This window comes from Aeromonas sp. TECH754 (genome assembly GCF_056279295.1).
This window is the reverse complement of sequence record NZ_JBWBRA010000001.1, coordinates 2,637,013-2,650,159: the sequence shown is the minus strand read 5'-3', so window position 1 is coordinate 2,650,159 and position 13,147 is coordinate 2,637,013. Positions and strand designations below refer to the sequence as shown.

Sequence of the window (13,147 nt, the reverse complement as noted above, 5' to 3'; positions counted from 1 at the left end):
GCATGGCCCGTCCGCTCTTCGCGCAGCAAAACGGTGTTTAAACACCATTAAACAGTACCGGCACCCCCTGCTGTTGCAGTAACCCACCATAAACCCCCCACCTACCTCACCTCCCTGACACTGGCGACAGTGATATTTCGGAGTGTGAGTGATGCACAAATCTGCCATTGCCTTGGCCATCTTGAACGCCCGTCCGACCACCTTGGGGTTGGCGGTACTCGACGCTGCGTTGACGACTGAGACTGATGGTTGGCAGCAGCTCCTGCCGATAGGCCCCTTCAAGGCCCGTGATGGCCGTCCCTTCGATGTACCCGGTGGCCACTGGCAACTCGACAAGGGCATTGCCACCACCCTCATCAATCGGGTGAGAGAGCTGGGGCAAGACATCCTGATCGACTACGACCACCAGACCCTCAACACCGCTCTCAACGGCCAGCAGGCCCCCGCCGCCGGTTGGTACAACGCCGACGAGATCGAGTGGCGCGAGGGTCAGGGGCTCTTTATCAAGCCGCGCTGGACCGATCGCGCCGCCGCCCTGGTGGCCGCCAAAGAGTATCGCTTCCTCTCCGCCGTCTTCCCCTATGACGCCCAGGGCCGCCCCCTGGAGCTGCGCATGACTGCCATCACCAACGATCCCGGGGTGGTAGGCATGCAGGCGCTGGCGGCCTTGAGTGCACAACCGATTCAACCCGGCCAGCCGGCCACCCCCGCCCATGCGGCACACAAGGAGACTCCCATGAATGAACTGCTGAAAAAGCTGCTGGCCAAGCTCGGCATCGAGCTGACCGGCGACCCGACCGACGAGCAACTGCAGAAGGCGCTCACCGAGCTTGACAGCCTGCAGGCCAGTGCCAAGAAGGCGCCGGAGCTGGAGGCCGCGCTCTCGGCCGAAAAGGCCTCGTTGGCCGCGCTCAAGGCGCAGCCGGGTGGCCAGGTTGACCTGGCGCAATTCGTGCCGGTGGCGACCTATAACGCCCTGGTTACCCAGGTGGCGGCATTGACCGCCCAGGTGGACACCACCGACGCCGCGACCCTCATCAAGGAGGCCCGCGCCGCAGGCAAGGTGGTGGCGGCCGAAGAGGAGTACCTGACCGCCTACGCCGCCCAGAAGGGGGTGGCCGCCCTCAAGGCGCTGCTGGAGCCGCGCCCGGCCATCGCCGCGCTCACGGCGAGCCAGACCGCTGCCGTCACCCTGCCTGAGAAGAAGGGGGAGGCCGTGCTCTCGGCCGAGGACAAGTACGCCGCCGACCAGCTCGGCATCAGCCACGAGGACTTTGCCAAGGCCAAGGCCTGAGCAAGCCTCGCTTCACGCGAAGGCAGTTCCGTTTAACCAGAGAAGGAATAGACCATGGCCATGATTACCCCTGCGCTGCTGCAGTCCCTCTTCACCGGCTTCAAGAAGAACTTTGAAGACGCCAAGAGCGAGGCGCCGAGCCAGTACACCAAGATCGCCACCGTGATCAAATCGACCACCAAGTCCAACACCTATGGCTGGCTCGGCAAGTTCCCGAGCTTGCGCAAGTGGGTCGGGGACCGGGTGATAGAGTCGATGAAGGCCCACGGTTACCAGATCGTCAACGAAGACTTCGAAGCCACCGTGGCCGTCGATCGCAACGATATCGAAGACGATGAGCTGGGCATCTATGCCCCCATGTTCGCCGAGATGGGGCGCTCGGCCGGGGTACATCCCGACGAGCTCTGCTTCGGCCTGCTGGGCGCCGGCTTCACGACCCCCTGCTACGACGCCCAGTATTTCTTCGATACCGATCATCCGGTCTATCCCAAGGCCGATGGCACCGGTACCCCGGCGATGGTCGCCAACCTGGTGGTGGATGGCGCCTATACCGGTGAGCCCTGGTTCCTGCTCGATACCAGCCGCGCCCTCAAGCCGGTGATCTTCCAGGATCGCAAGGCACCGCAGCTCATCGCCATGACCAAGATCGACGACGAGGCGGTGTTCACCCGCAAGGAGTTCCGCTACGGGGTGGACTGCCGCGACGCTGCCGGCTTCGGCTTCTGGCAACTGGCGTTCGCCAACAAGCGGGCGCTGACCCCCGACAATCTGTGGGATGCCTTCAGCCGGATGCGGGAGTTCCAGGCGGACGGTGGCCGCAAGCTCGGCATCAAGCCGACCTTGCTGGTGGTGCCGGCGTCGCTTGAGAAGCTGGCGACCAAGATGCTGGAGCGTGAGCTCTCCGAGAGCTCCAGCAACGAGCTCAAGGGCAAGCTGGAACTGGTGGTGGCTGATTATTTGTAAACCAGAGCCGTAAGCGACACCGAGCTGTTTAACGGCGAGGTTAAGCGAACGCAGTGTGAGCGTTTAACCCCCGTTTAAACCGGATCCTGGATGGAACGAGACAGAGGGAAACATGAGATGGAACACGAGATGGAACAGGCTATTCGCGTTGGCATCACATCAACGGTTCGTCAGGTCTATTTTCGCGCGGGCCTGGCGATTGCACCTGGCAAGTCTGAGCTGGCTGTGTCGCCTGTGCAGTGCGAGACCCTGGAGGCCGATCCGCGCCTGGTGGTCACTCGCTTGCTGCTTGAAGGCGTTGCCCTCGCGCCGGCTGATGCACCGCAGACGGGCCGGGATCTGGACGCAGCAGTGGGCGGCCTGACCGGTTCGGGCTACCTGGCGGGCGTCGCCACGCTGGATGGCAAGGTCACTCCGCTGGCAGAAATGAAGGTCGATGAGCTGCGCGAACTGGCCGTGGAGATGGCGATCCCGGGCGCGGCCAGCATGAAGAAGGCCGAGCTGGCGGCTGCCATTGCGGCGACCGAGGTGCAATACCCGGTCAAGGACGAGGCTGGCGCCACCACTGAGCCGCCTACCGACCCCGTAGCCGAGGGCGCCTGATATGTACGCCAGCGTCAACGACATGGTGATCCGCTTTGGCGAGGCGGAGCTGTTGCGCCTCGCCATGACCCCGGCCGGTGAGCTGGACAGTGCGGCCATCACCATCGCTCTGCAGGATGCCGGCAGCTTGATCGATGGCTACCTGGCGGGGCGCTATCCCTTGCCGCTGGCTCATGTCCCGAGCGCCCTGGTGCCGATCTGCGCCGACATTGCCCGCCACCGCCTCTACGGCGAGCAGGCGCCGGAGCAGATTGCCAAACGCAATGAGGCGGCGCTGGCCTTCCTCAAGTCGGTGGGCAAGGGGGAGCTGGCGCTGGGGCTGGCGGCTGACGGCGAGCAGCTGGAGAGCCAGAACCTGGCCCAGCTGCAGTCCGATGGTCGGGTCTTTGGCCGGGGCAGCGGGGGCTTCCTATGAACGGGCCCACGCCTGAACTCGACTACCTGGCGGCGGGGGAGCGGCTGCGCGAGCTGTTGCTGCCCTTGAAAGGGCAGGGGCTCAAGGAGGTGTTTGTGGCCACCGATCTGGAGGCGGTGGCCAACCTGGGGCAGCACACCCCGGCCATTCATGTGATTTACCAGGGGGAACGAGAGAACGATACCAGCCAAAGCGGGCGGCAAAGCGCGTTCGATCAGGTTTGGCTGCTGGTGTTGGTGCATAGAGCCACCCCCAAGGAGGCCAGCGCCGGGGTGTGGCTGGGGCGCATGTTGCAGGCCGTGGCCGGTCGGGCCTGCGGTGACAGTACCTTTCGGCGTGAAAGTGCACCGGTCAAGCCGAGTTACAAGGGTGGGGTGGTCTATCTGCCCCTTGCCTTCAAGACGACAGTGAAATTCAAGGGAGAACGGTCATGAGCGAAACACTGCACCTGGAAGGGGATCTCTATATCGAGACCTTCACCAACGGCGTCTCGAACGGGGTGATAGGCCCGGTGGACGTCAACAGCCTGGAAGTCAAACCGGACAGCGAGAAGATCAGCATCCCGAGCAAGCGCAAGGGCAAGCTGGGCCAGGCGCGGGAGACCTATTTCGTGCCCAAGCCTGCCACGGTCAACATCAAGACCAGCGAGATCCCGCCCGTGCTGCTGGCCGCCGCCTTTATGGGGCTGGAGAGCCCGATCAATCAGGGGGCGGGGACGCTGGCCGACGTGGCTCTGACTCTGCCAGCCCATCCCAAGTGGCTGAGCCTCGGCAAGACCAACCTCTCGGCTACCGGTCTGGTGGTGAAGGAGGGAAGCACCTCTCTGGTGCTGGGTACCGACTTCGAGATCAACTATGCCCTGGGGCTGCTGCGGGCCACCAAGGCGGGCGCCGTGGCCGATGGCGGCCCGGTGACGGTCAGTGCCAGCTACAACGCGGTGACCGGTTCGCGCATCGCTGGCAACGTACAGCCGGAGGTGAAGGCCAAGCTGACCCTGGACGGGCGTAGTGTGATCGGCGGGGAGTCCATCGTGCTGACGGTGCCCCGCGCCAGTCTGGCGCCCAAGAAGGCGGTGGATTTCCTCAGCGACAAGCCCATCGAGATTGAGCTGGAAGGGGAGTTGCTGGCCCTGGATGGCGAGACAGCGCCTTTCTATGTGGACCGCCCAGAGACGGTGTAAGGGGCTGGGAAATGGAAAACGGCGGGGAAACCCGCCGTTCTGTCTTAACCAGAAAATTGATAACCACTAGGTTCTTTCAATCCCAGAGAAAGCCAGTGAAAGAATCGGAATCTTGTATTTTTAGTAACTGGGTTTCTTTATATTTATATCCAAACCAGCCCTCATAGCTTATTACTATTGATAGTTCAGAACCATATTTCCAAAAACCACGGCCATCTTTGCTGGTAAAACCGAAGCTACAACTTGTTGCATCACCATTCTGCAAAATGTATATGGTGTTTTTGTTTATGGAATGTAGCCACCTTTCTTGGTTTTCCACAGATGAATCGCTGTCAAGCGCTTGATTTGCTTGGGTTTCATTGATTTTTATAGTTACATTCCTTGCTGGAATAGTGCCTGAATTCATTACTTTTAAAGAGTAAGTGATTGCTGTGTTCCCTCCGCATGCTGTTCTGACAGATGCTGTGACAATTGGCCTAAATTGCTTTCGCCAAAATACAAAGGTCATTGAGATTGCAAGAATGGAGACCATTAATGAAACCAAAGATATTTGAGTGTCCATGGTGTTATCCCTTACATTAATATTTATTGTTTAAAATATAACTCTGATGATTTATTTTTATTTCGGTGGTAATTTGCTAATTAATTCGCTGAAAAAATCCATTTCAGAACATAGTGAATTTGCACGATTGATGAAAATATTTAATTCTGAGTCGTCGCAAGGATATTCAGATAGGCTTGAGTGTAATCGGTGAACAAAATAATTCCTTTGTTGATATATGAAGTAAAGGTGCTCAGATGCGGTTGGTGTAATCGCGTTAGACTCAGTAAGTCGCTTAACAAGAAGGCCTAATGTTGCTTTCTTATGTGGTATATGGCCAATGGTAACCATAAAGCCTTTAATACAAGACTCAAGCCTTGCTGAGGACATGGTAAGTTTGCCGATTGCTTTATTAAATTCATCGTTTGAATACAATACCCTATAAAATGAATTTTCCATAATGAGCTCAATGTATTTGTCTAATAAGAAATTTATGTCCGTATCATCTAAATTAGATAATATATAGACTTCACTCCCACCTTTTTTGTTGGAGTTCACCTACATCTGTTTGTAGCCAAGAGGGCGCATTGGGGGAGGCATAGAAGCAGCATGCTGTCTCACCCTGGATAAATGAGATTGAGCGCCAACCGCAAGATGCGAGAATTGATATATCAGGGTACGGTATCTCTTCAATAGTATATATATGGCTTAAGTTGACATAGAAAAGCAAATCCAGGTTTGAACGAAGGTTATCAGGGTATTTGTTTTTCAGTTTTTCAATCCCATCAAAACAATGCTGAAAAATTTCTTGCATTGACGATGGAATGGGTGTGAATGTGGTAAGTAGATCATTAGGGTTAGAGGTTTTTTTTGCTATCGCCAACAAGCATTTATATTCTTTATGTCGTTTCCGGTCTTCATCGAGGATCTCTTTAATTTCAAATCTTCCCCCTAGGGCTAGTACGTCAGGTGGATCCTGTTCTGGAGATAGAATATCGTCAGCATTGTGCGGAATATTCATGTTTTCTAATAACTTTTCAACGACCCAGCGCTCTCGCTCGGGCTTATTCTTAGAAGAAAAAAAATGAACAGACGCCTCCAAGTCATCAATGCTATCCGCTATAAATTTGGCATTATCAACCATACATTCCTCCTGCATATGAATTCGTTATGATCTATCAATCCTTTCCAACGTTGTAGGTCTTATGAATACAGATTAACTAAGCATTTGTAGCCTTCCTGTGATATGTCTCAGTAATTGACCATAAACCCTTCCATCTTGCCACCCCTTTACCATGGGGCATATCTGAATCTCTCAGGAATGCCCTATGTCCACCTCTTCCACCCTCAAACTCGCGCTAGAGCTGGCGGCCAAGGTCACTGGTCGCGAGGACTTGGCCGCGCTGACGGGGCAGGTGCAGGAGCTGGGCCCCCTCTCTGACGAGACCGCCGCCGAAACCGAGCGTCTGGCGCAAACCCTGGGGAGTCTGAGCCAGCAGCACGACCTGATCACTCAGTTTGAGGCCAGTGGCCGCGCCCTAAGCCAGCTGGAACAGGCAACAGCGCTTTCTCGTGAGCGCTTGACCGAACTGCGCCGCGAGCAGCAGGGGACCGCAGGTAGCGCCCGTCAGTTGACCGACCAGGAGCGGCTGCTGTCCTCCGAGGTCAAGCAGCTGGAGCGCCAGCTGGTCAGCCAATCCGCCGCCCATACCCGCCTGCACGCCGGGCTCACCCAAGCCGGGCTCGATAGCCGCAACCTTGCCCAGGAGCAAGCCAGACTGCAGCGGGAGCTGGCCCAGACGGTCACCCAGACCGAGCGGCTGGGCCGTTCCTTGCAGCAGGGTGGCCAGCAGTCCAACGGCTTCCAGGGTGCCATCGGCAGCCTGACCGGCCGCCTGGTAGCCATGGCCGGTACCTGGTTCGGTATCCAGGCCCTCACCACCCAACTGATGGCCATGTTCCAAACCGGCGATCAGGCCGAGCGGCTCAATGTGCAGCTCAAGGCGGTGATGGGGTCGATTGCCGGCGGCAAAGAGGCGTCTGCCTGGATCCAAGACTTCGCCAAGAACACCCCGCTGCAGCTCGACGAGGTGACCCAGGTCTTCGTGCGCCTGAAAGCCTTTGGTATCGACCCCATGAATGGCGCCATGCAGGGCATCGTCGATCAGGCCTACAAGCTCGGTGGTGGCTTCGAGGAGGTTCAGGGCATCTCCCTGGCGCTCGGTCAGGCCTGGGCCAAGCAGAAGCTGCAGGGGGAAGAGATCCTGCAGATGATCGAGCGCGGTGTGCCGGTGTGGCAACTGCTGGAGCAGGTCACCGGCAAGAATACCGCTGAGCTGCAGAAGCTCTCGGAAGCCGGCAAGCTCGGTCGGGACACCATCCAGGCGCTGATGAACGAGATCGCGGCCCAGTCGAGCGGGGCGGCGGCCAACAACATGAGCCTGCTCTCCGGGCTTATCTCCAACGCCCAGGACAACTTGGCCAAGTTCTACCGCATGGTGAGCGAGTCCGGCGCCCTGGACTGGCTCAAGCAGCAGCTGGCTCAGCTCAATACCGAGTTTGATCTGATGGCCAAGGATGGCCGTCTGCAAGCGTGGGCCAAACGCTTCTCTGATGGCTTCATCACCCTGGGGGAAATCCTCAAGTCTTTTATCCAGACCGCCGCCGAGTGGCGCAGTGCGCTGGTGCTCATGGCCCAGGCCTGGGTTGGCCTGAAAATCGCGGGCTGGATAGCGGATCTGCGCGGCCTCTATGGCCAATTCATCGCCCTGCCGGTGGCGACCGCCACGGCGGCGGGCGGCATGACGACGGCAGGCACGGCGGCAGCGGCGGCCTCGATCGGCGTGCGGGCGTTGGGCATGGCCCTCAAGGCTGTGCTGGCCGCCGTGACGGTCGAATCTATCATCCAGATCACCCAGTTCGCCAACGCCCTGCGCCAATGGGTACAAGCCGAACTGGCCCTTAGAGAGGCGCAGGCCTTGCGCTCGCAGACTCAGGCCCAGCTCAATGGCCAGCTGGCGGCGCTCTCGGCAGAGCTGGGGATCGCGATCACCAGCGTGGAAGATCTGGACCGCGCCGTGGCCGAGGGTAAGGCGCATTACGACGAGGCCACCGGCAGCTGGCGACAAGGGGCCGCCGCCATCAAGGAGATCGGTACCGAGGCCAAGCAGACCCGCGATTACCTGGATGAAATCAACGCCGTGGCCAAGAAAACGGCGGCAGAGATCCCCGCCACCCTGGGCAAGGCAGCCGAAACCCTGGGGCTGGACTTCGAGCGGGCCAATGGCCGTATCGGCGAGAGCTTCAAGGAGACCCTCGGCGCCCTGGATACCCTGGTGCAGCACAGCGGATCCAGCTCAGCGGCCTGTGAAGAGTACCTGGCGGCCGCATTCAACCAGGCGAAGAACAAGGCCGAGATCGATGCGGTGATCGAGCGCATGAAGGCGATGACCAAGCAGGGCCAGCTTACCGGGGACGGTATTACCCGCTCCATGGCCATCGCCGCCGACTCCATGAGTAAGGTGAAGGGGGGCAGCGGCGATGCCAAGACCGCCGTGGCGGCGATCGGCGATGGCTTCGACACGGCTGCCGCCAAGGCCAAGAGTGCCACCGATGCCATGCGATCCAACCTTCGCGGCGTGCAGGACGAGGCGCAGCAGACCGGCAACGCCGTGGCGTCGGCAGGGGGCGGGGGTGGTGCGGGCGGTGGCCGGGGGGAGGTGACCCGCACGGTGGGCGGCGGCTCTTTCTTCTACAAGACCGTGGATATCAACAACCTGCGGGGCAACGCCGATGCCCTGGCCAACACGCTCGCCGGCGTGGAAGAGGAGCTGGCCCGCTACAGCCAGAAGGTCAAAGACATTCCGGCCTACAGCGAATGGAGCAAGTATTACGGCGAGAAGTTCCAGAAGGAGATGGAGGCCATGCGGGCCAAGCTCCAGCAGGAGCTGAATAAAGCCCAAGCCAAGGAGGCGGACAAGGCAGCCAAGACCCCAAGCCAGTCTGCTGCCAACCAGAGCGCGCCAAGCCTGGGCCAGCCTCAGCGGATCATCATCGAGTTACGTGCATCGAACGGTGCCAAGGCCGAGGTGCAGGCCGATGAGGCCAATGCCGCTGCCTTTATCAACATCCTTAAACAGCAGGGACTGCGCTCATGAACGTCACCTTAAACGGGCTGCTCCTGCCCGATGATCTCATCTGGCGCGACGAGTTCGACTGGGCCCCCGTCGAGCAAGTGGTGACGCCGACCCTCACGGGGGCTCTCCTGGTCGAGGAAACACCCAAGCCGAAAGGGCGCCCTATCACCCTGGTGGGGCACTGTCCCCGGTCGACCGTGCTGGCGCTCAAGGAGTTGGAGGCACAGGTGGCCCAGCTCCTGACACTGACCCTGCTGGATGGACTGCAGCGGGAGGTGTTCTGGCGTCGGCCCGGCGTGGTGGCCACCCCGTTGATCGAGATGGCCGACCCCGAGGCGGGTGAGCTCTATGCCTTAACCCTTAACTTCACCGAGGTAAGCCCATGACCATTCTTTCCGGCGACATCAAGCTGCTGGCCAGCCAGCGGCTGACCGATACCATTGATGGCGGCGGCCGGGTCACCGGCCACGAGATCGTCAGTGGCGAGCACAACAGCCTGTTCCCCGACATCAGCGACCTGGATCGCACTTATGGGGTGGTCAGCATGCGCAAGGCGTTCTTGAGCGTTTCGACCGACGACGTGGACACCTATCGCGGCGCCCACTCGACCGTCCTGCTGCCGCCGAGCGATCCCAGCGTCGGCCTGTGCCTGATGACCACCAAGGACCATCACGACACCCGCGCCAACGCCCGCGACGTGCTGGAGCGCTACCTGGCCAGAGGGCCGAAGTGGCAGGGTTTTCTCTACGACACCCAGCTGCAGGGCCAACGGGCGATCCGCTTCTTCCAGCGGGTGGAGATGCGCCTGCCGGAGATTGGCGAGACCCTGGTGCTGGTCGGCAACGAGGGCCAGGCGGGGGAGTTCGAGCAATATGTGCGGGTGCTCGATGTGAGCCAGAAACTGACCAAGTTCCAGATCCCCAATGTGCCCGAGTTCACCCGCAACGTGGTCACCTGCCTGCTGGCCGACCCGCTGCGCTACACCTTCGAGGGGGAGCAACCGACCCCCTATGACGTGGTGACCAACCCCAAGACCGCGCTGCGCGAGACCGTGGTGGCCGATGCCACCAACTACTACGCCACCACCAGGCTGGCGGAGGATGTCTCCCTGGGCGCGCGGCAGATGAAGGCCAAGACCATTTTCACCCAGCTGGTGCCAGCGGCGCGCAGCGAGACCCCGGCGGTGGACCTGACAGCGGCCGGCGAGCTGGCCAGCCTGGTGGATTCCGGCCAGGGTCTGGTCACCTTCTCGACCGTGGCCAGCATCGCCCCGAGCCGGGGCCTGTTCCTCGGCTCTGGTGCCAAGCCGGGGACGGTGACCATCACCATCGGCGCCGCCACCATCACCGACAAGGGCGGCGAGTTGGTGGTGGCGGGGTCGGTTATCGGAGCCATCGACTATGGCCGGGGACAATGTGAGTTCAACGCCCAGTGTCCGAACTACGGCACCGCCAGCAAGAGCGTCAGTTTCTGGCCAGCGGCTCGCCCGTCGCGCATCGCCGACACGGCCCAGATCGAGATCAAGGCCAACAACCGGGGCTATGCCTACACCATCACCCTGATGCCGACCCCGGCGCCGGGCACGCTCACCATCAGCTTCATGGCACAGGGCAAGTGGTACGACTTAAAGGACAACGGCAAGGGCGAGGTGTTCGGGTCAGATAGGTCTTACGGGACAGGCATCGTCAACCTGGCCACTGGATCGGTCATGCTGACCCTGGGGGCGCTGCCGGACGTGGATACGTCAATCCTGTTCAGCTGGGCCACCCCGGTTAACTACACCAACCGCAGCGGCCAGCCGATCAGCATCAGCAAGAGCGCCTGGCAACTGCCCCACACCGGCATCACCCCCAAGAGCCTGGTCCTGACCTGGGGCGCGGGCAAGACCGCCAACGATGCGGTGGGGGATGGGCGGGTCCGGGGTGACATCACCGGCACCATCAACTACGCCGAGGGCATCATCGATCTGGAGCACATCACCCTGCCGGCGCTGGGTCAGGAGTACGTGGCCCAGTACCAGTATGGGGAACCGGTGACCGAGCGCCACATCGAGCCGGGGCGCCTGAGCACCCCCGGCCAGGTGGGGCACCTTTCCATCACCCTGGACGGGGCGGGCGGCGGGGCGACCAACCTCACCCCGGGCTCGGTGCACGTCAAGTTCAACGCGCTCTATCACAAGTTCGACGTGGACGATCAAGCGCTGGTGATCCAGACCCGCGACCCCATCATCACCCTGCGTGACAACGGCCAGGGCAAGCTTGTCGACGCCAGCGGCAACGAGCTGGGGGCGATCAACTACAGCGCCGGCACCCTGCACTTTATGCCGGATGGCACGGCCCCCTTGCCCAAGCCGACCTATGCCTGGGTGACCGTGGGCACCCGCTGGGAGGGCAGCAACCAGCTCGCGGTGCAGCGCTGGACCATGACCGGGATCCAGTACCACAACACCGCTTACACCTTCCCCGATGGCGAGGGGGGCTGGGTCGATGTGACCTACCGCAACAACAACAGCGCTCAGGCACAAAACGCCACCCTGACCGCCCAGGCGCTGCGTATCGACGTGACCCCCGGCTTTGCCGAGGCGATCCTGGAGGGGTCGATGCGCTTCACCCTGGGGGGGAGTACCTACGTGGATCGCCAAGGGCTGCTCTACCGCAACCCGGACCCGCAGACGGGTGCCGGCATCCAGGCGGGCACCATCGACTACAGCAACGGGCTGGCGGTGCTGGCCGACTGGGCGGCGGGGCAGGCGGCGCAGCCCGCGCTGCAGTCCCTGGCCACCTCGTTCAGCGCCCAGTCGGTGGATGCGGTGACCTTCCGCACCCCGGGCGCCCCGGTGGCACCGGGCAGTCTCTATATTGCCGCCAATACCGCCAGCGGGCGGCGCATCGAGGCGTCGGCAGACGGGGACGGCCATTTCACCACCACCGACATGGACGGGCGGGTGAACTACCAGACCGGGGTCGTGCAGGTGCGCTTTGGCCGCAAGGTCACCGCCGCCGGCAACGAATCCCAGCCCTGGTATGACGCCGAGCAGGTGGGGGAGGACGGCAAGATCTGGAAGCCCGTCAGCGTGGTGGCCGACACCATCCGGTTCAACTGCGTGGTGTTCAGCTATCTGCCGCTCGATGCCGACATCATCGGGCTGGATCCGGTGCGGCTGCCGTCCGATGGGCGGGTGCCGTTCCTGCGCAAGGGCATGACCGTGGTGGTGCACAGCACCCAGCGCAGCGCCTTCCCCCTGGGGGTGCAGGCGGGCCAGACCCTTGCCACCGGCCGCACCCGGTTGGCCAAGGCCCATGTGGAGGACAAGAACGGCAAGGCGCTGGCCGCCGCCCTCTACAGCGTCAACCTGGACAGCGGGGTGGTCACCTTGGCCAGCCCGCTGTCCCTGACCGGTTACGCCGAACCCCTCTATGTGGTGCACCGCATCGAGGACATGAGCCTGGTCAGCGACGTGGAGATCTCGGGCCGGCTGATCCTGACCAAGGCGCTGTCCCATGACTACAGCGCGGCCGACACCCTGGTGTCATCGGCGCTGATCATGGGGGATCTCTGGGCCCGCTACACCAACCTGTTCGATCAGAAGGTCTGGACCAACAAGTGGCAGGACTTCGTGGACGGTGACCAGAGCACGGCGCAGTACAACGACACTGACTTTCCCCTGATCGTCACCAACCGCGCCACCCTGCAGGAGCGCTGGGCGATCATCTTCCAGACCAGCACCACCTTTGTGCTGGTCGGGGAGCATGTGGGGCAGATAGCGCTGGGGGACGTGAACACCGACTTTGCCCCGGTCAACCCCAACAATGGCCAGCCCTATTTCAGGCTGGACAAGCGGGGTTGGGGCGCCGGCTGGTCGAGGGACAACGTGCTGCGCTTCACCACCCAGGCGGCGAGTTATCCGCTCTGGGTCATTCGCACCATTCTGCAGTCGGTGGCGGCCAGTGAGAGCGATCAGTTTGAGCTGGCGATGCGCGGCAATGTGAACCGATAGCAGTGCAGGAAAGTGATG

General features: G+C 61.2%; 12 protein-coding genes. 9 read left to right on the top strand and 3 right to left on the bottom strand.

The features are described 5' to 3' along the window. The first annotated feature begins 151 nt into the window (after positions 1–151). From ACZ9IL_RS11735 to ACZ9IL_RS11710, 6 genes are all read left to right on the top strand, one after another. A complete protein-coding gene (locus tag ACZ9IL_RS11735; RefSeq protein WP_476003679.1) occupies positions 152–1,294 on the top strand; it encodes a phage protease in 1,143 nt (380 codons plus the stop codon). A 54-nt stretch (positions 1,295–1,348) separates the two neighbouring features. Continuing rightward, on the top strand, positions 1,349–2,257 hold the full coding sequence (locus ACZ9IL_RS11730; RefSeq protein ID WP_476003678.1) for a Mu-like prophage major head subunit gpT family protein: 909 nt from the start codon (positions 1,349–1,351) through the stop codon (positions 2,255–2,257). A gap of 117 nt (positions 2,258–2,374) precedes the next feature. Continuing rightward, positions 2,375–2,860, top strand: a complete 486-nt coding sequence (locus ACZ9IL_RS11725) for a Rho termination factor N-terminal domain-containing protein (protein ID WP_476003677.1) — start codon at positions 2,375–2,377, stop codon at positions 2,858–2,860. Position 2,861: 1 nt separating this feature from the next. Next, entirely contained in the window at positions 2,862–3,275 is a 414-nt protein-coding gene (locus ACZ9IL_RS11720) for a gp436 family protein (RefSeq protein ID WP_476003676.1), read from the top strand. Continuing rightward, on the top strand, positions 3,272–3,709 hold the full coding sequence (locus tag ACZ9IL_RS11715) for a phage tail terminator protein (protein WP_218408996.1): 438 nt from the start codon (positions 3,272–3,274) through the stop codon (positions 3,707–3,709). Before ACZ9IL_RS11720 ends, ACZ9IL_RS11715 begins: the two co-directional genes overlap by 4 nt. After that, positions 3,706–4,455 carry a phage tail tube protein gene (locus tag ACZ9IL_RS11710; RefSeq protein WP_476003675.1) on the top strand — a complete coding sequence of 250 codons (750 nt, stop codon included), beginning with the start codon at positions 3,706–3,708 and terminating at the stop codon, positions 4,453–4,455. The genes ACZ9IL_RS11715 and ACZ9IL_RS11710 overlap by 4 nt, the downstream gene beginning before the upstream one ends. 76 nt (positions 4,456–4,531) lie before the next feature. Here the strand turns inward: ACZ9IL_RS11710 and ACZ9IL_RS11705 are convergent, their stop codons facing one another. From ACZ9IL_RS11705 to ACZ9IL_RS11695, 3 genes are all read right to left on the bottom strand, one after another. After that, positions 4,532–5,017 carry a hypothetical protein gene (locus tag ACZ9IL_RS11705; protein WP_476003674.1) on the bottom strand — a complete coding sequence of 162 codons (486 nt, stop codon included), beginning with the start codon at positions 5,015–5,017 and terminating at the stop codon, positions 4,532–4,534. A gap of 57 nt (positions 5,018–5,074) precedes the next feature. After that, entirely contained in the window at positions 5,075–5,455 is a 381-nt protein-coding gene (locus tag ACZ9IL_RS11700; RefSeq protein WP_476003673.1) for a hypothetical protein, read from the bottom strand. Positions 5,456–5,525: 70 nt separating this feature from the next. Continuing rightward, positions 5,526–6,140 carry a DUF1780 domain-containing protein gene (locus tag ACZ9IL_RS11695; RefSeq protein ID WP_476003672.1) on the bottom strand — a complete coding sequence of 205 codons (615 nt, stop codon included), beginning with the start codon at positions 6,138–6,140 and terminating at the stop codon, positions 5,526–5,528. Between the two features lie 184 nt (positions 6,141–6,324). Between ACZ9IL_RS11695 and ACZ9IL_RS11690 the strand changes: the two genes are divergently transcribed. The 3 genes from ACZ9IL_RS11690 to ACZ9IL_RS11680 are packed head-to-tail and all read left to right on the top strand — an operon-like array spanning position 6,325 to position 13,129. Then, the gene (locus tag ACZ9IL_RS11690; protein ID WP_476003671.1) at positions 6,325–9,153 is read left to right on the top strand and encodes a tape measure protein; all 2,829 of its coding nucleotides are present in this window, start codon (positions 6,325–6,327) and stop codon (positions 9,151–9,153) included. Beyond that, positions 9,150–9,518 (top strand): hypothetical protein, encoded by a 369-nt coding sequence (locus ACZ9IL_RS11685; RefSeq protein ID WP_476003670.1) that lies wholly within the window; start codon positions 9,150–9,152, stop codon positions 9,516–9,518. Before ACZ9IL_RS11690 ends, ACZ9IL_RS11685 begins: the two co-directional genes overlap by 4 nt. Beyond that, a complete protein-coding gene (locus ACZ9IL_RS11680; RefSeq protein ID WP_476003669.1) occupies positions 9,515–13,129 on the top strand; it encodes a curculin (mannose-binding) lectin protein in 3,615 nt (1,204 codons plus the stop codon). The genes ACZ9IL_RS11685 and ACZ9IL_RS11680 overlap by 4 nt, the downstream gene beginning before the upstream one ends. Positions 13,130–13,147: the final 18 nt, after the last annotated feature.

Bases quoted from the DNA above. Each gene is read 5' to 3' on its own strand.
- ACZ9IL_RS11720 (WP_476003676.1), top strand. From the start codon at position 2,862: ATGTACGCCAGCGTCAACGACATGGTGATCCGCTTTGGCGAGGCGGAG.
- ACZ9IL_RS11680 (WP_476003669.1), top strand. From the start codon at position 9,515: ATGACCATTCTTTCCGGCGACATCAAGCTGCTGGCCAGCCAGCGGCTG.
- ACZ9IL_RS11690 (WP_476003671.1), top strand. From the start codon at position 6,325: ATGTCCACCTCTTCCACCCTCAAACTCGCGCTAGAGCTGGCGGCCAAG.
- ACZ9IL_RS11725 (WP_476003677.1), top strand. From the start codon at position 2,375: ATGGAACACGAGATGGAACAGGCTATTCGCGTTGGCATCACATCAACG.
- ACZ9IL_RS11735 (WP_476003679.1), top strand. From the start codon at position 152: ATGCACAAATCTGCCATTGCCTTGGCCATCTTGAACGCCCGTCCGACC.
- ACZ9IL_RS11710 (WP_476003675.1), top strand. From the start codon at position 3,706: ATGAGCGAAACACTGCACCTGGAAGGGGATCTCTATATCGAGACCTTC.
- ACZ9IL_RS11705 (WP_476003674.1), bottom strand. From the start codon at position 5,017: ATGGACACTCAAATATCTTTGGTTTCATTAATGGTCTCCATTCTTGCA.
- ACZ9IL_RS11715 (WP_218408996.1), top strand. From the start codon at position 3,272: ATGAACGGGCCCACGCCTGAACTCGACTACCTGGCGGCGGGGGAGCGG.
- ACZ9IL_RS11700 (WP_476003673.1), bottom strand. From the start codon at position 5,455: ATGGAAAATTCATTTTATAGGGTATTGTATTCAAACGATGAATTTAAT.
- ACZ9IL_RS11730 (WP_476003678.1), top strand. From the start codon at position 1,349: ATGGCCATGATTACCCCTGCGCTGCTGCAGTCCCTCTTCACCGGCTTC.
- ACZ9IL_RS11695 (WP_476003672.1), bottom strand. From the start codon at position 6,140: ATGGTTGATAATGCCAAATTTATAGCGGATAGCATTGATGACTTGGAG.
- ACZ9IL_RS11685 (WP_476003670.1), top strand. From the start codon at position 9,150: ATGAACGTCACCTTAAACGGGCTGCTCCTGCCCGATGATCTCATCTGG.